Source organism: Nocardia sp. XZ_19_385 (assembly GCF_015355755.1).
In the GTDB taxonomy this organism is placed as follows: Bacteria; Actinomycetota; Actinomycetes; order Mycobacteriales; family Mycobacteriaceae; genus Nocardia.
This window is the reverse complement of record NZ_JACVEE010000002.1, coordinates 1265397-1283799: the sequence shown is the minus strand read 5'-3', so window position 1 is coordinate 1283799 and position 18403 is coordinate 1265397. Positions and strand designations below refer to the sequence as shown.

Sequence of the window (18403 nt, the reverse complement as noted above, 5' to 3'; positions counted from 1 at the left end):
TGGGCCTGACGGCCAGGCTCACGACAACTGGAACGAAGCCGAGAACCACGACGACAACGGTAGCGACGTGATCAACGCCTACGGGCGGTAAGAACCACGGCCACCCTCGGCACCCTCAAAGTGCCGGGGGTGTCGGTCGCATTGCGCGCTCACGTCGCTGTTCGACAACTCCAGCCGAACACCCGCCTCGACGCCAGCAAGCACCGTCGAGCGTGTCGACCGCAGTTACCGGAGTGCAGAAAGCCCCGCCCCTCACTTGGAGGTGTCGGGGCTGTGCGCTGTGCCGGACAGGTACACCCCGTACGCCCGGTACACCCCGTGTATGTGCTGGTAGCGCACAGTTTTCAGGGGTGTACGCCCGGTACGGGGTGTACCGCTAGCAGGGTTCGGTCAGCTTGTACCGCGTCCCGCCGGGGACCTCGATGCCGACAATTGCGCCGGAGTCGGTCAGGTCCTCGAAGGCGTCCTCGAGGAAGTTGCGGTGCATCATGTTCACCTTCCTGCGGATCTCCGATGCGGAAAGTTCCGGACCGTGCTTGCCTCGCAGCAGTTTCGACACAGCCTCGCGAGCCTTGCCCCGCCGGGTCTCACCCTCCGCTTCGTCTCGCGCCACCACGGCAATCCCACGTGCCCGGTGTGCCTGGGTGATTCGTTCGTTCAGCGCCTGCTGGGTGGCAGTACGGGTCTGGTTGGAGAACACCATTACTTCCCCGGCAAGCGCCCAGTCCTGCTCGTTGACCACACTGCGCCCTTCCAGGATCATCAGCGCGGCAGCGACCTTGAGCCTGCACAGCAGCGCGTGACCGTTGAGCGGATCGACGTCTTCGCCTCGAAGCTGGGCGATACGGTTGCGCCGGATCGTGTGGCGTGCCACCTCCGGAATCTCGAGTGCGCAGGGTTTCCACGCGGGTGCACGCACCTCGAGGGGTGCAGGAGCGGCAGGGGTGATGTCGGGGGCGTCCGGGTCACGGACGTCGAGCCAGACGAACCGCTGGGTTGTGCCACCATCGGCACCGGCGAACAGCGCTTCGGCACGCAAGGGTTGAACTCCGACCGTCAGCGCTGCCCGATAGGAATGAGCGGGCACAACCGAACGGGTGGCCTTCTGCGCATTGGTGAACCCCAGTGCTTCCCCGCTGTAGAGCTTGCGGAGTTCACCCTCCAGCGTCGATCCCTGCCGCCCCAAAAGCGATGACAGAGTGTCGATCTCCGGGACCGAGAACAGCGCGCGGTCGATGTGGTTGCCCGCGTCATCGGCAGTACCCGCCGGACGGAAGGTCCGAGAGATTCCCTCGCCCGAGCCCAGAGGCAGAACCGGGACCTCGATAGGGCGGCCGAGATAGTCCACGAATTCCACCGCGTCGCACGCTGCGGATTCACTTGCCCCTTTGCCTGCACCGGAAGGCCCGACCAGGGCGAAGAAGAGGTTGAGCGACATGGGACCGCCGACAGTGGCAGGAAGCCTGACATCGGGCGGTACCGATGCGACTGCCCGTGCCAGCACCACACCCAGTGTCGACCACGGGCCGCACATCCGAGCACGCGCGAAGTCCCGCACATGGCCGAGCACCGGCCGTTTGTCCCAGAACTCTTCCTCCGTCTCCCCGTTCCGCTCGAGGGCTGCGTTCGTGTAGTCCACCAGCATCATCAGGCAGCACCCCGTTGGGCCGACCGGATCGTGCGTTCGATCTCGGTACGAGACAGCCCGCAGCCTTCTGCGGCGTCCGAGATTGCCCGCAATGCAGCCGGGTTGCCGCCTTCGTTGCATACACGGGAGGCAGCCCAGAACAGGACCTGATTACGCTGCCCCTCTGCCGCCTTCTGCACGGCATTGACCAGTCCCGCCACCGAACCCCGGTGACGGCTGAACGGCGCGGCAGGAAACGGCAGCACCGCAGGAACACGGACCCGGGTGTCGAGGTGTGACGGCAGAGCAGCGATCGGGGCGCGATTGGTCCACTCGTAGCCAGTGCCGGTGGGGTGAACGCTCGGCGGTGCGACGAGGTACCCGGTGTGAGTTTTGATGTCCACGCCGGGGGTTCCGTCGAGCTTGCCGCGCACTTTGCCACCGCAGCGGAACCACAAGTGCCAGCCACCGCCGCCGGTCGCAGCGGTCCATGTCTCGGGAATCTGCCCCAGCGCATCGAGACTGCCGCCGGAGCGCGGGTCGACATCGAGCACCACGACACCGGTGTACGGGCGAATCCCGATATTGCAGTGTGAATTACGCAGCCACCAGGCCCGAATCTGCGCGGGGTCGGTAGTTGCGTCGTCTTTGCCGTGCGCCGATGCCGGAGCCTTCCCCTGCGGTGTCAGGGGAAGCACTGCCAGCCCCACACGGGCATACGCCAGCGCATGGTCCAGCAGTGCGGCACCCGGCACCGAACCGCTTGCCGTAGAATTGGACATGATTCTTGGAACATCCTTCTGGTAGGGGTGCCACTCACGCCCGGTCTGTGTTGCAGCACAGACCGGGCGCTTTGCTGTGCTCATTCGCCCTTGATCCATCGCGAGAGGTCTTCGGGGAAGATCCGCCACCGCCCCTTCGGTGCAGTCCGCTGGTAGCCCCTCAGCTCCCCTGCCAGGAGTGCGGCGTAGATCGAGTTCTGGTGACATCCGGCCATTCGCGCCGCCTGTGCGGGGCTCATCGGAGTGGTGATCATGAAGCTCCTTTTCCTTCACCATCTCGTGGGGTGCAAAACTATCGACTCTCTTGCACCCTCATTCAGGGACTATAGCGCTAGTTGGCGACAGATTCGCGGTCGAGGCACCTCTGGGGTGCAACTCTGCTACAGTAATTGCACTTGCAGGGGGCGAGAATGGAAAGAGGTGAACCGCAGTGAACGACGAGAGTGACGACGATCACGACGAGGTTTTCTACGCCGCCGCTGACGCTGAGTACGAAGAGGATGTGCGCTGGCTGCTGCATCAAGCGCGGCGCGGGAATCGGTTGGACAAGGCTGACCGAATGGCCCTAACCGGGCTAGTCATGCGAGATCGCAAGGCGTTCAACGTGACTCAGCTTCGACTTAGCGAGTTGTCCGGGGTTCCGCTACGCACTATCAAGCACATGGAGGCTGGCGGAGTGCCGCAGACTTCCACACTGATGGCGCTCGTGGACGGCATCGCGACGGCGCGGAAGGAGTTGCAGCCGAGGCTCGCCCAGACCCGCGATCCTGGCGACCCGATGCAGATGTTCATGGAGACGGTTGGCCCGATGTACCAGGAGCTCTCGCCGCAGGCGCAGGGCCAAGCGCTACGCCAGTTCATCCTGTGGATGAACGACGAGATATTGAAGGAAAAGGGTGGGGAGTAAGTGGCTTCCGTTCACGAGTATCAGGTAAAGCCAGACCCGAAAATCAAGGGCGACAAGGGGATTCGCTATCGAGTTGCCTACAACAAGCCGGACGGAAAGCCCACCGGTAAGCGCGGATTCCTCCGGAAGGCCGAAGCCAACGCCTTTGCCAACAAGGTGGAGGTTAAGAAGATGGACGGGGAGTATGTCGCTCCGTCTCTGGGCCGCGTCACAGTGTCCGAGTTGGCCCCGGCATGGCTGAAAGGAAAGAAGGCGAGCACCGCGCCGTCGAACTACCGCACTCTTGACGCAGCTTGGCGCACTCACGTCGAGCCGCGTTGGGGCAGCGTTCGTATCGCGGATATCAATCTCGATTCCGTCGAGGAGTGGGTTACCGACATGCGCCTTGCCGCGATGGCGAAGGCCGAAGCTCAGAAGGCAAAGGGCGGCAAGGTTTCTGACGGTGCGACCACGATCATCCGGGCACACGGCGTGCTGGCTGGGATTCTCGATGCAGCGGTGAAGGCGAAGCGCCTACCGAAGAACCTGGCGCGGGGCGTCGAGAACCTGCCGGACAAGAAGAAGAAGCGCCATGTTTACCTCACCTCGGCGGACTTGGACCGCTTGGCGAAGCAAGCCGGGAAGAACGACCTCCTGGTGCTCATGCTCGGGTACTGCGGCCCGCGCTGGGGCGAGCTGATCGCACTCCGGGTTCGCGATATCGACTTTCGCCGTGCACGGATCACGGTTGCCGACAACGCTGTTCAGTTGGGTGTCGACCATGCGGAGGGCGAAACGAAGGGCAAGGAAATCCGCACGGTGCCCGTGCCCAAGTTCATCCTCGATCAGCTGCAAGAGCACGTGAAGGGCAGGGACCGGAACGCGCTCGTGTTTCCCCACCCGGGCGACGCGGAGAAGTATCTTCCACGTCCGAAGTCGGCGGACGGCTGGTTCGCTGGCGCGGTGAAGCGGTCGAAGGTGCAGCCGATCACGCCGCACGACCTTCGGCACACGTGTGCGTCGCTGGCTGTGTCGGCAGGCGCGAACGTCCTGGCGCTGGCGCGACTGCTCGGCCACAAGGACGCGAAGGAAACGCTCAACACCTACGCGGACCTGTTCGATGACGACTTGGACCGCGTAGCCTTGGCAATGAACGAGAAGTATTCCGGCGGCAAAGGGTCCGCTGAGACAAGCGCTGGTAGCTGTTCTTGTCAAATTCTTGTCACAGAGCGCAATCAGCCCGCTGCATAGTCAAAGAAATAGCCCCTCACCTGGATGAACAGGTGAGGGGCTTTGGCGGTGGCGGAGGGATTTGAACCCTCGGACGGGGGTTACCCGTCACACGCTTTCGAGGCGTGCTCCTTAGGCCGCTCGGACACGCCACCGCCGACAACCATACCGGAGCGGGGGCGGATCACTAAATCGCCTGGATGGTCATCGTTGGCGGGTGAAGAAGGAGGCCAGGAGGGCGGCGCATTCGGGTTCGAGGATGCCGCCGCGGACCTGGGGGCGGTGGTTGAGGCGGCGGTCGCGGACTACGTCCCAGAGGGAGCCGACGGCGCCGGTTTTGGGTTCCCAGGCGCCGAAGAGGACGCGGTCGACGCGGGCCAGGACGAGGGCGCCGGCGCACATCGTGCAGGGTTCCAAGGTGACGGCGAGGGTGCAGCCCTCGAGGCGCCAGCCGTCGCCGTGGACGGTGGCGGCTTGGCGTAGGGCGAGGACTTCGGCGTGGGCGGTCGGGTCGCCGAGGGCTTCGCGAGCGTTGGCGGCGCGGGACAGTTCGCGGCCGGACGCGTCGAAGACGACAGCGCCGACCGGGACGTCACGGGGATCGGCGGTGGCGGCCGCGGCGAGCGCGGCGCGCAGCATCTCCGCGTCCGATATCACCGTGGCAGTTTGTCCAGGACCGCCGATAGTTCGTCGGCGAAACCGAGGCGCTGGGCGATCATGCCGAGCTGTTCGTCCGGGTACAGGTCGGTGTCGGCGAGGATGACGCTCAGCACCGGCTCCGGCAGGCCCAGATCGGCGAGCACGCCCAGATCGCCCTCTTCCCAGGGCTCGACATCGTCGAGTTCGTCCGGATCGATATCGGGAATCTCGACGTTCAGCGCCTCGAGCACATCGGCGGCGATGTCGTAGTCGATCGCGGCCGTCGCGTCCGAGACCAGCATCCGGGTGCCGCTCGGCGCGGGCCGCAGCACGATGAAGAATTCATCGTCCACGTCCAAGAGCCCGAAGACCGCGCCCGAGCTGCGCAAAGCCTTCAATTCGGTCTCGGCTGTGGACAAATTTGTGAGTGCGTCCTGGCTCAACGGACTGCACCGCCACTTGCCTTCTTCACGGACCACCGCCACGGCGAACCCCTCCACGGCGTCATAGTCTTCCGACGCCGCACTGTTCGTGCCCGAGCGCTGTGCTGCCATGGTCGCAACGGTAGTCTGCCTGACCCGAAATGTTGAACTCGTATGCCAATCTGTTCCGATGACGCGTGACCCGAAGGCCCCGATATGCGTGCTGGGAACCGGTTTGATCGGTGGCTCCCTGCTGCGTGCCGCCACCGGCGCGGGCTACCGGGCTTGGGGTTACAACCGTTCCGAGGACGGGGCGCAGGCCGCGCGGGCCGATGGATTCGACGTGACGTCCGATCTGGTGGGCGCCCTGAGCCGGGCGGCCGAGTCCGAGGCGCTGGTCGTCGTGGCGGTGCCGATGCCCGCGGTCGATCACATGCTGAGTGCGATATCCACTTATGCGCCGGGGTGCCCGCTGACCGATGTGGTGAGCGTGAAGGGGCCGGTGCTTGCGGCGGTGCACAAGCACGGGCTCGCGGCGCGGTACGTCGGCGGGCATCCGATGGCGGGAACTTCGGAATCCGGCTGGGCAGCAACCTTTCCCGAACTGTTCCGGGACGCGGTGTGGGCGGTGGGCGTCGACGAGGGCACCCATACGGAGCCATGGACCCGGGTGGTCCGGCTGGCGCTTGACTGCGGATCGGTAGTCGTCCCGGTGGTCGCGGCGGACCACGATCGCGCGGTTGCTCGCATATCGCATCTGCCGCACGTGCTGGCCGAAGCGCTGGCCGTCAGCGGTGCGAGCGGCGGACCGCTGGCGCTGGGACTCGCGGCGGGCTCCTTCCGCGACGGCACCCGAGTCGCCGGCACCTCACCTGACCTGGTGCGCGCCATCTGTGAACCGAACGCCACGGCACTGCTCGAAGTCCTGGACGACACCCTCGCCGTGCTGAACGCCGCCCGAGACAGCCTGCGCGACAACGGTTCTCTCGCTGAACTCGTCGAAGCCGGGCACGACGGCCGCCGTGACTACGAAACCGCGGACCGCTGGGAAGTCACCAATATCCGCCCCGGCGACCACAATTGGCTCGAGTCCTTGCGCGACGCCGGCCAGCGCGGCGGAGTCATCACCGCCCTCCCCTGACCGTTCGCGGATTCAGATGCGTTCGGCGAGACCGGGATAGTCGAGGACGAAACCGTCGGCGTCGACCGTGACGGTGGCGCTGGAGACCGGGGACAGCACGTTGATGCCGTTGGGCCCGCTGCTGTAGGTGAGGCTGGCTTCCTGGACCAAGAGATCCGGCAATCGCACATAGACGACCGGGACCTGCACGTCCTGCACGGCGTTCTGCAAACCGAAGCGGCGGATCGGCAGCGTGTTGAAGAACGGGCTCAGCACCACGTCGACGTCCAGCGCACCGGCGAAGGTGGAGCGCACATGGCTGCCGCCCGCGTCGACCAGCCAGTAGTTCTCCTCGTCGCGAGCGAGCGAGGCGTGCCGTTCACCGGCCGGGGTGGTGGTGCGCAGCGAGAGCCGCTTGGTGACGCCGCTCTCGTCGGTGACCAGGTCATAGGAGGCGCTGAACGCGGGATGCTCGTCGCACGCGCCGCCGATCATGCGCCCGGCGGCCCGGATGCGGTTGCCGTTGAGGGTCACGCGCACCGACTCCATCCGCGTCGCGTTGTGCGCGCGCCACGTGAGCATCGCCGGCCAGCGGGAGGCGGTGCCGGAGCCAGGGGCTGGGTTGGTCACCTACCTACCGTAAGCGACAAACCTGGGGAGCCTGCATCACACCAGCGACTCCACGCCCACCCCCGGCGGTCACGGACCATGTGCGTCGCGCCCGGCCAACCCCGCAGCCGATCGCGACGCACATGGACCGCCCCTTTCACACCAGCGATTCGCGCCAGGCCGCGTGCAGGCCCGCGAACCGGCCGCTGCCGGTGATCAGTTCCGCGGGAGCTCCGTCCTCGACGATGCGCCCGTGTTCGAGCACCAGCACACGGTCCGCGATCGCGACCGTCGACAGCCGGTGCGCGATGATCACCGCGGTCCGGCTGTGCAGCACGGTTTCCAGGGCCCGCTGGACCAGGCGCTCGCTCGGGATGTCCAGGCTGGAGGTGGCCTCGTCCAGCACGATCACCGCCGGATCGGCCAGGAACACCCGGGCGAACGCCACCAACTGCCGTTGCCCCGCCGACAACCGGCCACCGCGTTTCTTCACATCTGTGTCGAAACCCTGTGGAAGCTTGTGGACGAAGTCGGACAGCCCGACCGCGCGAGCCGCCGCGTGCACCTCGGCGACGGTCGCGTCCGGCCTGCCGAGCCGGATGTTGTCGGCCACCGAACCGGAGAACAGGTACGCCTCCTGGGTCACCATGACGACGTTGCGTCGCAGGTCGGCATCCGCCACCTCCCGCAGATCGCGACCGTCGAGGGTGATGGTGCCGCCGGACGGGTCATAGAACCGGGTCAGCAGTTTCGCCAGCGTCGACTTGCCCGCACCCGTCGCACCGACCAGCGCAACAACCTGTCCGGCCGGAATCTCCAGGCTGAACTCGGGCAGCACCGGTTTCGCCGCACCATCGGAGGGCCGCTTGACCAGATCGACCTCGAGACCCTCGGGCAGTTCCGCCGGTTTCGATCCGGCGGCATAGCCGAACCACACCTGGTCCATCCGCACCGCACCGGTCGCTTTCCCCAGCTGCACAGGCGTTTTCGGCTCCGCCACCGACGGCTCCTCTTCGAGCACGCCGGAGATCTTCTCCAGCGCCGCGGCCGCCGACTGGTACGCGTTGAAGACCTGCGCGAGTTCGTCGAGCGGACCGTAGAACTCGGTGAGGTACAGCAGGTATGCCGCCAGCACGCCGACCGCGAGGTTGCCCTCGATGACCATCCAGGCGCCGACCACGATGATGATCACCGTGGTCAGGTTGCCGAGCAGCCGGGTCAGGCCCGCGTAGTCACCCATGCCGCGCATCGCGGAGACGGTGGCGCGGCGGTATTCGGCATCTTCGGCAGCCAGCACCGATTCGTTGCGCTGTTCGCGGCGGAAAGCCTGGACCGCACGCATGCCGCCCATCGATTCCACGAACTGCACAACGACTTTCGCGATGGCGCCGCGGGTTTTGCGGTAACCGGCGCGCTGCCGGCGTTGCGCCCAGCGGGTGACCAGCAGCAGCGGGACGAACCCGGCGAGCACGATCGCGGCGAGCGTGAGATCCAGGTAGACCAGGATGACCGCGATGGTCACCACCGACAGGATCGCGCCGAGTGCCTGGTTGAGCGCGCTCTCCAGCAGCTCCTGCAAGGTTTCGATGTCACCGGTGAGCCGGGCCACCACCTTGCCGGAGGTGTACTTCTCGTGGAACGCCACGCTGAGCCGCTGCGTATGCGCGAACGAGCGCACCCGCAGATCGAAAAGCACGCTCTGACTGAGCTTTCCGGAGACCCGCAAGAACACGAAGGTGGTGACCATGCTGAGCGCGACCGTGCCGAGATAACCCGCCACGGTCCAGGTCAGCGGCAGCCAGTTGCCCTTGCCGCCCTGCGCGATCGCGGTGTCCAGGCCGTAGGCGATGAACAGCGGGCCCGCCACCTTCGCCGCGTTGTCCACCACAATGAGGACCAGGGCGAGGATCGCCTGCTTGCGATACGGCCGGATCAGTTCGAGCAACAGCCGCCGGGAACGCTCGGCCAGCACCAGGTTTCCGGTCGCGGTGACCTCTTTGTCCTCGCTGGCGATGCCACGCCAATCCGCGACCTCATCGCGTCGTCGCGATTCCTCCTGCGCCGCCGTATCTTTCGACTCGATCGTCTCGGTGCTCATTACTCACCTCCCATCAGTTCTCGGTAGACCGTGCTGCTGCGCAGCAGTTGGTCGTGGGTGCCCTCGGCGACGATGCGGCCGTCGGCGAGCACCGCGACCCGGTCGGCCAGTGCCGCCGTCGAAGGCCGGTGTGCGACAAGCAGAGTCGTCGCGCCGGCGAGCACGGTGCGCAACTTTTCCTGCACCCGCTCCTCGGTCTCCACGTCGAGCGCCGAGAGCGGATCGTCGAGCACCATGACCCGGCCGCCCTTGCCGGTGCCGGTCAGCACGGCCCGCGCCAGTGCGAGCCGCTGCCGCTGTCCGCCGGACAGGCTCATGCCCTGCTCGCCGATCCGGGTGTCCAGACCCCAGGGCAGGTTGTCCACGAACTCGGTGGCCTGCGCGACGTCGAGAGCGCGCCGCACATCGTCATCCGAGGCCTGGGGGTCGCCGAGCGCCACGTTCTCCCGGACGCTCGCCGAGAACAGCACCGGCTCCTCGAACGCCACCGACACCAGCGAGCGCAGATCCGACACCCGCATCGAGGCGATATCGATACCGTCGATGCTGATCACGCCGCCGGTGACGTCGTAGAGCCGCGGAATCAGGTTGAGCAGCGCGGTCTTTCCGCTACCTGTCGCGCCGACCAGCGCCACCGTCTCGCCGGGGCGCACCGTGAGCGAAATGTCTTCGAGCACATCGCTACCGGCCTCCGACTCGCGCGGGAAGCCGAATCGAACACCGTCCAAACGCAATTCGCCGCGGACCTGCGCGGGCACCCGCACCGGATCGGCCGGATCGGTGATGTCGATCGGGGTATCGATGATCTCCCAGTACCGGTCGGCCGCCGTGCGCGCGTCGTTCCACTCGGCCAGCAGGAACCCGGTCCAGATGATGGGCCACTGCAGGAAGTTGGCCAGCGTAATGCATGCGACCAAGGTGCCCAGTGTCATCGAACCGTTCGCCACCGCGAACGCGCCGTAACCGAGCGCGAAGGCGATGGCCAGCTGCGGTACCGCCACCATCGCCGACCACAGGTTCGCGTCCAGGCGCACCTTCAGTAGCTCGGTCTTTTGCAGCTCACGGGACTGCGCGGTCCATCGGGTACCGAAGAACGCGCCGCGGCCGAAGGCCTTGAGCACCCGCACGCCCTGGGCTGATTCCTCGGCGGTGGTGGCCAGGTCACCCGATTGATCCTGGGAGCGCCGCGAGGCCACCGCGTATTTGCGTTCGAAGCGAACGCCGACCCAGGTCAGCGGGATCGCGATGACCGCGAACAGCAGCCCGATCTGCCAGCTCAACACGATTAGCACCACGATGCCGACCGGAATCAGCACCATGTGGATCAGCAGGAACGGCCCGATGAACGCGATGAACTTGCGCAGTGTCGCCATGTCGTCGACCGCGCGGGACAGCAGCTGCCCCGACTCCCAGGCGTCGTGCCGCCCGATCGCCAGCGCCTGCAATTTGCGAAAGATTTTGGCGCGCATGGTGATTTCCACCTGCGTCGCCGGTTTCGAGACCAGCCACCGCCGACCCCAGACACCGAGCGCCTCCAGCAGCCCGAGCGCCAGCACCAGCGCCACCGGCCAGAGCACCCCGGCGAAATCCCGCTGCGCGAGCGGTCCGTCGATGATCCGGGCGATCACCACCGGAATCACCACGGCGGTCAACGCACTCAGCAGCGCCAGCCCGGTGGCCGCGAGCAGCATGTTCCGGTGTGGCCGCACGTACGGCCCGAATCTACGTAGCGAAAACAGGCGGCCCGGCGGTGTGGCCGCCGCAGGCCGCGGAAGTCTGTCGCCTTCGGATTCGGCGGCAGGTATCTCCAGTGCAACTGACAAAGCTCCCCCTCGGGTTGGTGGTTTGCGGTGTCAAGAACGCGACGCCCGTGATGTTCCCACTGGGGTCCGACATCTCAGGGTGTCAAAGCGACGCGCTCCTGGCCACCGAATTTCCGGCCACCCGGCCCGCGTCACGTTCATGACCCCAGCCAACAATCTGAAGTAATGTTGAAGTCAAGGGAGCCGACGCGGAATAGACTTCGCGCCATGCTGATCGTCGCCGACGTCCGAGGGTTCACCTGCGACAACGAAACTCACGTGTCGCGATGAAGCTGCCGTTCGAACTGTGCTCGATCACCATCTCGGCCGGCACCTTGCGCATGCAGCAGATCGAGATGAGTCTGACCTACGACGGACTCATCGAGGGTGGGCCCGGCGAGCGGGTGAACGACATGCTGGTGGATTTCCTGACCCGGCCACAACCCGGGCGGGGCGGCAACGTCTACGAGGTGCCGCCCGCCCGGACGGTCGAAGGCGAGACCGAACTGCTTCCGCCCGTCCGGTGCATCGGCTTCTTCCGCGGGCCATGCACAACCGCACACAACCCCGACTGGTTGTACACCCACCTGACTATCGGCTGGTTTCAACAGCCTTACTCCACAGGCTTGATCCATCCGGACGCGGTCGAGCAGATGCGCGACCTGCCGTGGCGCGATGTCGCGACCGATGTCACCTGGCAGGAGCTCTAGGCGACCCCGGCGCCTTCCGGTTCGCGGTCGACCGAGTCCGGGAACGCCTCCTGCTGGTAGCCGCCGCGCAGGGTGCCTTCGAGGTAGGCGGTGCGGCAGGCGCGGCGGGCGATCTTGCCGCTGGAGGTGCGGGGGATCGAGCCGGCGGGGACCAGCAGGACGTCGCGGACGGTGACGCCGTGGCGTTGGGAGATCGCCGCGCGGACGGTGTCGGCCACCGGTTGCGGGTCGAGTTTGGCTGCGCCGCTGCCGCGTTCGGCGACGATGACGAGTTGCTCGGAGGTGTCGTCGGCGTCGAATTTCAGGCCGGAGTGGCTGCCCTTCTCGAAGACGAGGGCGGGCAGCTGGTTGGCGGGGACGGAGAAAGCGGCGATGAAGCCGGGGCGCAGGGCTGAACTCGATTCTTGCGCCGAGTATTCGAGGTCCTGCGGATAGTGGTTGCGGCCGTCGACGATCACCAGGTCCTTGACCCGGCCGGTGATGTAGAGCTCGCCGTCGACGTAGGCGCCGAAGTCGCCGGTGCGCATCCAATTCGCCTCGGGGTCGGTGCCTTTGGCGTGGCTTTCGGGCTGGCGTATCTCGAGCATGTTGCGGAAGGTGGCTTCGCTCTCCTCCGGGCGGCCCCAGTAGCCGATGCCCATGTTCTCGCCGTGCAGCCAGATTTCGCCGACTTCGCCCTCGGGGCGTTCGGCGCCGGTTTCGGGGTCGACGATGACGGCCCACTGCGAGAGCGCGACATAACCGCAGGAGACCTGGGCAATCGCGTTGTCGGCGTCGGGATCTGTCTCGACCATGCGGCCGGCGTTGAGCTCGCCGCGGTCGACGTAGACGACCTTGGCCTCGTCCTCGGCCTTGGTGGCGGAGACGAACAGCGTCGCCTCGGCCATGCCGTAGCAGGGCTTGATCGCGGTCTTCGGCAGCCCGTAGGGCATGAACGCCTCGTTGAACTTCTTCATCGAGGACACCGACACCGGCTCGCTGCCGTTGATCAAGCCGATGACATTCGAAAGATCGAGTTCCTCGCCCGCCTTCGGGCGGCCCCGCGCGGCAGCATGCTCGTACGCGAAATTCGGTGCGGCGGCGAAGGTTCCGGCGCCGTCGGAGACCGCGGCCAGCTCCTTGATCCAGCGATACGGGCGGCGCACGAAGGCACTCGGCGACATGATGGTGATGAATCCGCCGCCGATGGTCGGCAGGATGACGCACAGCAGTCCCATGTCGTGGAACAGCGGCAGCCAGGTGACGCCGCGCGAGTTCTCTTTCACGCCAATGGCATCGATCATCTGCAGCAGGTTGGTGCCGACGGCGCGGTGGGTGATCTCCACGCCGGCGGGCGTCCGGGTGGACCCGGAGGTGTACTGCAGGTAGGCGACATTGTCGATGTCGATGTCCGGGCGCACCCAGGTCTCGCCGACACTGTCCGGGATCGCGTCGACCGCGATGATGCGCGGACGTTGCGCGGCGGGCAAGTGCCGGAAGAAGTTCCGCACGCCGGCCGCCGAGGTGGAGACCGTCAGGATCGCGGCCGGGGTGCAGTCGCCGAGCACGGCGTGCAGCCGGTCGGTGTGGCCCTGTTCTTCCGGATCGAACAGCGGCACAGCGATATTGCCCGCGTAGACGGCGGCGAAAATCGACACCACGTAGTCCAGGCCCTGCGGTGCGAGCACCGCGACCCGGTCGCCCGGCTGCGTAACCTGTTGCAGCCGTGCGGCTACCGCACGCAACCGGACACCGAACTCGCGCCAGGTGAGGTCCTGGTACTCGCCGTCACGCTCGCGCGAGTAATCGATGTAGCGGTAGGCGAGGGCGTCGCCGTTCTCCGCGCTGTGCTTATCGACGAAGTCGATCAGGGTTTTGTCCCCGAGGATCTTGATATTGCCCTGTTCGTCCAAGTAGTCGTCAAAGGTCTCGCCGATCATCGCTTTTATCCTTCATCCAACGCACGCACCGGGAGTGCCGTGACACCGAACACAGATCGACCATGGAGCGCCGGGAAGGTTAGCAGGTTATGCGCTCATAGTCATTCCGCCTGGATATAACTGAGCTTCTCCCTAGTACCGCCCGAAGGTGATGGCCACGTTGTGACCGCCGAACCCGAAGGAGTTGTTCACCGCGTAGTCGATGCGCCCGGGGCGGGCCTGCCCCTTGACGATGTCGAGATCCACGTCGGGGTCCTGGTTCTCGAGATTCAGCGTGGGCGGGACGACGCTGTCGCGGACGCTGAGCACGGTCAGCACCGACTCCAAAGCGCCGACCGCGCCGATGGAATGGCCGAGCGCCGACTTGGGCGCATAGACCGAAGCGCCGTTGCCCACGGCTTTGCTGATCGCGTTCGCCTCCGCGGTGTCACCGATCGGGGTGGCGGTGGCGTGGGCGTTGATGTGATTCACATCGTGCTTGCTGATCCCCGCGGTCTGCAGCGCGCGGGTGATCGCGCGGGCCGCGCCCGAACCTGTGGGATCCGGTGCGACCAAATGGAATCCGTCGGAGGTGACGCCCGCGCCGAGCAGGCGGGCGTGGATCGTCGCGCCGCGCGCCTTGGCGTGCGCTTCGGTCTCGATGACCATCATGGCGCCGGCCTCACCGAAAACGAACCCGTCCCGGCCCATGTCGAAGGGCCGCGAGGCCGCCTTGGGATCGTCGTTGCGGGTGCTCATGGCGCGCATCATGGTGAACGCCGCGATCGGCACCGCCTGGATGGAGCCCTCCACACCGCCGGTGACCACCATGTCGGCGTCGCCCATCACGATCATCTTCCAGGCGTTGGCGATCGCCTCCGAGCCGGACGAGCACGCCGACACCGGTGTGCACGCACCGGCACCGGCCCCCAGCTCCAGGCTCACGCAGGAGGCCGGGCCGTTGGGCATGATCCACTGCACGGTCAGCGGTGAGACCTTGCGGTAGCCGCCGTTCTGCATTTTGTCGCGCTGATCGATGAGCGCCTCGGCGCCGCCCAGGCCGGTGCCGATCGAGACGCCGAGCCGGTTCCGGTCCACTTCGGGGCTGCCCGCGTTGCGCCACACCTCACGGCCGAGCACCGTTGCCATCTGCTCGCAGTAGGCCAGTCGCCGGGCCTCGCCCGGGGTGAGGCCGACCGACGGCGCCACCTTCAGGTGCCCGCCGATCCGCACCGGCAGCCCGAACTGCTCGATGAAGGAGTCTTCCAGCACGTCGATCCCGCTCTCACCGTTGAGCAGGCCCTTCCAGGTCGAATCGACATCGCCGGCAATGGAGGTGGTCGCGGCCAGGCTGGTCACGACGACATCGGGAAAGTTGCCACCGCTTTTGAATGGGCGCTGCGTGGACGGAATCTGCATGGGGCTCGCTCTCCTGGCATCACGGGTTGAACCGGGGAACTGCGCGGGAAGATCAGCAAAGCGCCGCAAGCCTAGAACGGCTCGGGCCGAATCGAATTATCGGGGAGGTCGAGCTAATCCGCAGCAAGACACGCAATCTGGTACCGCTGTACCAGCTGGGTTGCCCTGGCGCACACTGCCGCGCGATGCTGTGACCCCTCGAGTAACGTGCACTGCGCGCACGGGCGGTAACAAAAGCTTGCAGCTGAAAGGTGGACAGTGACGGGCGGGCGGATGGTCGGGCTGTTCGCCGGGATCGGTGGACTGGAGCTCGGGCTCGCCAAACACGGTTGGCACAGCGAGCTGCTGTGCGAAATCGATCGAGGCGCCCAGGGCGTGCTCGCCGCGCACTTTCCCGAGGTCGAACTGCACGCGGACGTCACCCGGCTGCGGGCGATTCCGGCGGGCACCGATCTGGTGGCGGCGGGTTTCCCGTGCCAGGACCTGTCCCAGGCCGGGCGCACCGCGGGCATCACCGGCTCGCGCTCCGGCCTCGTCGACGAGGTGTTCCGGCTGGTACGCCGCAAACGGGGCCCGCGCTGGCTGCTCATCGAAAACGTCCCGTTCATGCTGCAGTTGGGCCGCGGGGCGGCAATGCGGCACATCACCACCGTGCTGGAGGAGCTCGGCTACACCTGGGCTTACCGGGTGGTCGACGCGCGCGCATTCGGACTGCCGCAGCGCCGCCAGCGCGTGCTGATGCTGGCCTCGCGCACCGAGGATCCGCGTCCGGTGCTTTTCGGCGACGACGACGGGCCGATGGAAGTCGGTGATCCGCAACGGGATCCGTGCGGTTTCTACTGGACCGAGGGCGTCCGCGGGCTGGGCTGGGCGGTGAACGCGGTACCGACGCTGAAAGGCGGTTCGGCGCTGGGCATCGCGAGTCCGCCTGCGGTGCGGTTGCCGTCCGGGGAGCTCGTCACGCCGGGGATCATCGATGCGGAACGCCTGCAGGGCTTCGATTCCGAGTGGACGATGCCCGCGACCGAGGTGCCGGGTGTGCGGGCCGGGCATCGCTGGAAGCTGGTCGGCAATGCGGTGAGTGTGCGGATGGCGGAATGGATCGGGTCGCGTCTGGCGGCGCCGGTCGGTGACTTTCCGGAGGGCCTGCCGCTGGGCGAGGGCGAGGCGTGGCCGACGGCCGCGTGGGGCCGCGCCGGGGAGGTTGCTCAACGTATGCCGGTGTCCACCTGGCCGGTTCAGGAACCGTATGAGGATCTGAAGAATTTCCTCACCGATTCCCGCTTACTGTCGGCCCGTGCCACCGCGGGATTCCTGCGCCGCACCACCATGGGCAATCTGCGATTCCCGCCCGGCTTCCTCGATGACGTGCACAGCCATTTGGCACGCATGCAGGCTTGAGTAGCTTGGTATCCGATGACCAGTGCCAGGCCCCGGACCGACGCGGCGACCAGTGCCCGCATGTCGCGGCAACGGCGCAGCGGCACGAAACCGGAGCTGGCATTACGTAAGGAACTACACCGGCGCGGGCTGCGCTATTTCGTCGATCGCGCGCCCGTATCCGGCCAGCGCCGACGCGCCGACGTCGTATTTCCGCGGCTGCGAGTCGCGGTCTACGTCGATGGCTGCTTCTGGCATCGGTGCCCGCAGCATGCGACAGATCCGAAGAACAATGCCGAATGGTGGGCCACCAAGCTGGCCGGGAATGTGACGCGTGACCGGGCGACCGACGCCGCGTTGATCGCGGCAGGCTGGCAGGTGATTCGGATTTGGGAGCACGAGGACCCGGCGACGGCGGCGGACCGGGTGCAGGCCGCGCTACAGCGGTGAATTATCGGTGGCGGCGCTGCACGATGCCGGTCGGGGCGTGGGACGCCAGATATCCGGAAACCAGCATGGCCGCCATGACCGCGAGCCCGGCGAAAGCTGTCATCAGACCGTTCATTGCAACACTCCTCGTCGTACCGCGTGATCAATTCCAGAGTCCGCCGTGAACCTGGCAGGACTCTGAGGTAGTGATGGCAATGACGTGCGAATGCGGCCGGATAGCAGAGAATGGAGCTCGTGACCGATAGCCGAGAGATTGCTCACCGGCGTCAAAGAGTCGTGGCGTGGTGCATGGCAGTGGCCCTGGCCCTCGCCGGGCTCTGCTATTCGTCCTGGGTGCTCGAGTTCGTACTGCCCGTCGACGCCGACCCGGTCAACACCTTCCTGAGCGAACTGGACGCCGAAGGCAAGCCCTACCGCTGGGTCTTCGCCACCGGCGACAAGGTCACCGCGGCTCTGCTCATCCCCACCGCCCTGGCCGGCCTGTGGATCTTTCCCAGGCGCCGCCTCACCACCCTCGGCTGGGTCGCCCTGCTCTGCTTCAGCGCCGCCACCATCGCCGACGTCCTGCTCCCCCTCCCCGACTGCGACTCCGCGAACGCACCCTCCTGCGGCGGCGACCACAGCGCCCTGTTCCCCCAGCTCCACCAACCCCACGCCCTGACCAGCACCCTCGCCGTCACCTCGATCGCGGTCGCCGTCTTCGCGTTCAGCCTCGCCGCCTTCCGCTACCGCCCGCGTTGGCGGATCCTGCGCGAACTCGGTCTCGCCTTCCTCGTTATCGGCGCGCTCGCCACCATCTGGATGCTGGTCGCCGACAACCTCTCCGGCGACTACGCCCTCGGCATCGCCCAGCGCATCCAGGTCGGCGCCATGTCCCTGTGGCTGGCCACCCTCGGAATTGCCGTGCTCCGCGAAGCCCGCGATGCCATGCTGACCCCGTGAACGCTCGTGTGAACATTTCCTCGGAATCGGAATTCGAAGACGTCGTCGGCTACTCCCGCGCCGTCCGCATCGGCAACCACATCGCGGTCAGCGGCAGCACGGCCGCCGCTCCGGGCGGCACCGCGGTCGGCGGTGACGACATGGCCGAACAAGCCCGAGAAGCCTTGCGCCGCATCGCCATCGCTCTCGACAAGGCCGGGGCGAGCTTGTCCGATGTCATCCGCACCCGCATCTTCGTCACCGACATCGCGCGCTGGCCCGAGGTCGCCGAAGCCCACCGTGAGTTCTTCGGCGAGATCCGCCCCGCCGCGTCGATGTACGAGATCCAGGCCCTGATCAGCCCCGCGCTACTGGTGGAGATCGAGGCCGACGCCATCATCAGCGACTAG

General features: G+C 66.5%; 18 protein-coding genes and 1 tRNA gene. 8 read left to right on the top strand and 11 right to left on the bottom strand.

Translation table 11 applies throughout. The annotated features are described in order from the left end of the window. Window positions 1-376: 376 nt before the first annotated feature. Genes IBX22_RS18630 through IBX22_RS18620 form a run of 3 tightly spaced genes read right to left on the bottom strand, consistent with a single transcriptional unit; the run spans window position 377 to window position 2663 of the window. A complete protein-coding gene (locus IBX22_RS18630) occupies window positions 377-1648 on the bottom strand; it encodes a hypothetical protein (RefSeq protein WP_194816807.1) in 1272 nt (423 codons plus the stop codon). Then, window positions 1648-2493, bottom strand: a complete 846-nt coding sequence (locus tag IBX22_RS18625; RefSeq protein WP_194816806.1) for a bifunctional DNA primase/polymerase — start codon at window positions 2491-2493, stop codon at window positions 1648-1650. The genes IBX22_RS18630 and IBX22_RS18625 overlap by 1 nt, the downstream gene beginning before the upstream one ends. Then, the gene (locus IBX22_RS18620; RefSeq protein ID WP_194816805.1) at window positions 2490-2663 is read right to left on the bottom strand and encodes a helix-turn-helix domain-containing protein; all 174 of its coding nucleotides are present in this window, start codon (window positions 2661-2663) and stop codon (window positions 2490-2492) included. Before IBX22_RS18620 ends, IBX22_RS18625 begins: the two co-directional genes overlap by 4 nt. Window positions 2664-2839: 176 nt before the next feature. Here IBX22_RS18620 and IBX22_RS18615 point away from each other — a divergent pair, with 176 nt between their 5' ends. Next, entirely contained in the window at window positions 2840-3316 is a 477-nt protein-coding gene (locus tag IBX22_RS18615) for a hypothetical protein (RefSeq protein ID WP_194816804.1), read from the top strand. Then, entirely contained in the window at window positions 3317-4546 is a 1230-nt protein-coding gene (locus IBX22_RS18610) for a site-specific integrase (RefSeq protein ID WP_309234668.1), read from the top strand. A 43-nt stretch (window positions 4547-4589) separates the two neighbouring features. On the opposite strand, the gene IBX22_RS18605 is transcribed toward IBX22_RS18610, so the two are convergent. The 3 genes from IBX22_RS18605 to IBX22_RS18595 form a co-directional block, all read right to left on the bottom strand. Further along, window positions 4590-4680: transfer RNA gene (locus IBX22_RS18605), tRNA-Ser, on the bottom strand. Between the two features lie 49 nt (window positions 4681-4729). Continuing rightward, complete coding sequence (locus IBX22_RS18600) at window positions 4730-5164, bottom strand: nucleoside deaminase (RefSeq protein ID WP_228539147.1); 435 nt, start codon at window positions 5162-5164, stop codon at window positions 4730-4732. 14 nt (window positions 5165-5178) lie between these two features. Further along, entirely contained in the window at window positions 5179-5718 is a 540-nt protein-coding gene (locus IBX22_RS18595) for a tRNA adenosine deaminase-associated protein (RefSeq protein ID WP_194816802.1), read from the bottom strand. 58 nt (window positions 5719-5776) lie between these two features. Between IBX22_RS18595 and IBX22_RS18590 the strand changes: the two genes are divergently transcribed. Beyond that, the gene (locus tag IBX22_RS18590; RefSeq protein WP_194816801.1) at window positions 5777-6727 is read left to right on the top strand and encodes a prephenate dehydrogenase; all 951 of its coding nucleotides are present in this window, start codon (window positions 5777-5779) and stop codon (window positions 6725-6727) included. Between the two features lie 12 nt (window positions 6728-6739). Here IBX22_RS18590 and IBX22_RS18585 read toward each other — a convergent pair whose 3' ends face one another. From IBX22_RS18585 to IBX22_RS18575, 3 genes are all read right to left on the bottom strand, one after another. Continuing rightward, a complete protein-coding gene (locus tag IBX22_RS18585) occupies window positions 6740-7288 on the bottom strand; it encodes a putative glycolipid-binding domain-containing protein (protein WP_194817787.1) in 549 nt (182 codons plus the stop codon). A gap of 184 nt (window positions 7289-7472) precedes the next feature. Beyond that, complete coding sequence (locus IBX22_RS18580; RefSeq protein WP_194816800.1) at window positions 7473-9413, bottom strand: ABC transporter ATP-binding protein; 1941 nt, start codon at window positions 9411-9413, stop codon at window positions 7473-7475. Further along, window positions 9413-11104, bottom strand: a complete 1692-nt coding sequence (locus IBX22_RS18575) for an ABC transporter ATP-binding protein (RefSeq protein WP_228539146.1) — start codon at window positions 11102-11104, stop codon at window positions 9413-9415. The genes IBX22_RS18580 and IBX22_RS18575 overlap by 1 nt, the downstream gene beginning before the upstream one ends. Before the next feature lie 398 nt (window positions 11105-11502). On the opposite strand from IBX22_RS18575, the gene IBX22_RS18570 reads away from it, so the two are divergent. Beyond that, entirely contained in the window at window positions 11503-11925 is a 423-nt protein-coding gene (locus IBX22_RS18570) for a hypothetical protein (RefSeq protein ID WP_194816798.1), read from the top strand. Here the strand turns inward: IBX22_RS18570 and fadD32 are convergent. Both fadD32 and IBX22_RS18560 read right to left on the bottom strand, forming a co-directional pair. Next, window positions 11922-13844 (bottom strand): long-chain-fatty-acid--AMP ligase FadD32, encoded by a 1923-nt coding sequence (gene fadD32 / locus IBX22_RS18565; RefSeq protein ID WP_194816797.1) that lies wholly within the window; start codon window positions 13842-13844, stop codon window positions 11922-11924. The two genes, IBX22_RS18570 and fadD32, sit on opposite strands and share 4 nt — an antisense overlap. Window positions 13845-13976: 132 nt before the next feature. Further along, window positions 13977-15242, bottom strand: a complete 1266-nt coding sequence (locus IBX22_RS18560) for a KasA/KasB family beta-ketoacyl-ACP synthase (protein ID WP_194816796.1) — start codon at window positions 15240-15242, stop codon at window positions 13977-13979. 273 nt (window positions 15243-15515) lie between these two features. Here IBX22_RS18560 and IBX22_RS18555 point away from each other — a divergent pair, with 273 nt between their 5' ends. The 4 genes from IBX22_RS18555 to IBX22_RS18540 all read left to right on the top strand — a co-directional run bounded on the left by IBX22_RS18555 (window position 15516) and on the right by IBX22_RS18540 (window position 18403). After that, the gene (locus IBX22_RS18555; protein WP_194817786.1) at window positions 15516-16643 is read left to right on the top strand and encodes a DNA cytosine methyltransferase; all 1128 of its coding nucleotides are present in this window, start codon (window positions 15516-15518) and stop codon (window positions 16641-16643) included. A gap of 15 nt (window positions 16644-16658) precedes the next feature. After that, window positions 16659-17072, top strand: a complete 414-nt coding sequence (locus IBX22_RS18550; protein ID WP_194816795.1) for a very short patch repair endonuclease — start codon at window positions 16659-16661, stop codon at window positions 17070-17072. Between the two features lie 288 nt (window positions 17073-17360). Then, complete coding sequence (locus tag IBX22_RS18545; protein WP_228538864.1) at window positions 17361-18014, top strand: DUF998 domain-containing protein; 654 nt, start codon at window positions 17361-17363, stop codon at window positions 18012-18014. Beyond that, window positions 18011-18403, top strand: coding sequence for a RidA family protein (locus IBX22_RS18540; protein WP_194816793.1), 393 nt, complete (start codon window positions 18011-18013; stop codon window positions 18401-18403). Before IBX22_RS18545 ends, IBX22_RS18540 begins: the two co-directional genes overlap by 4 nt.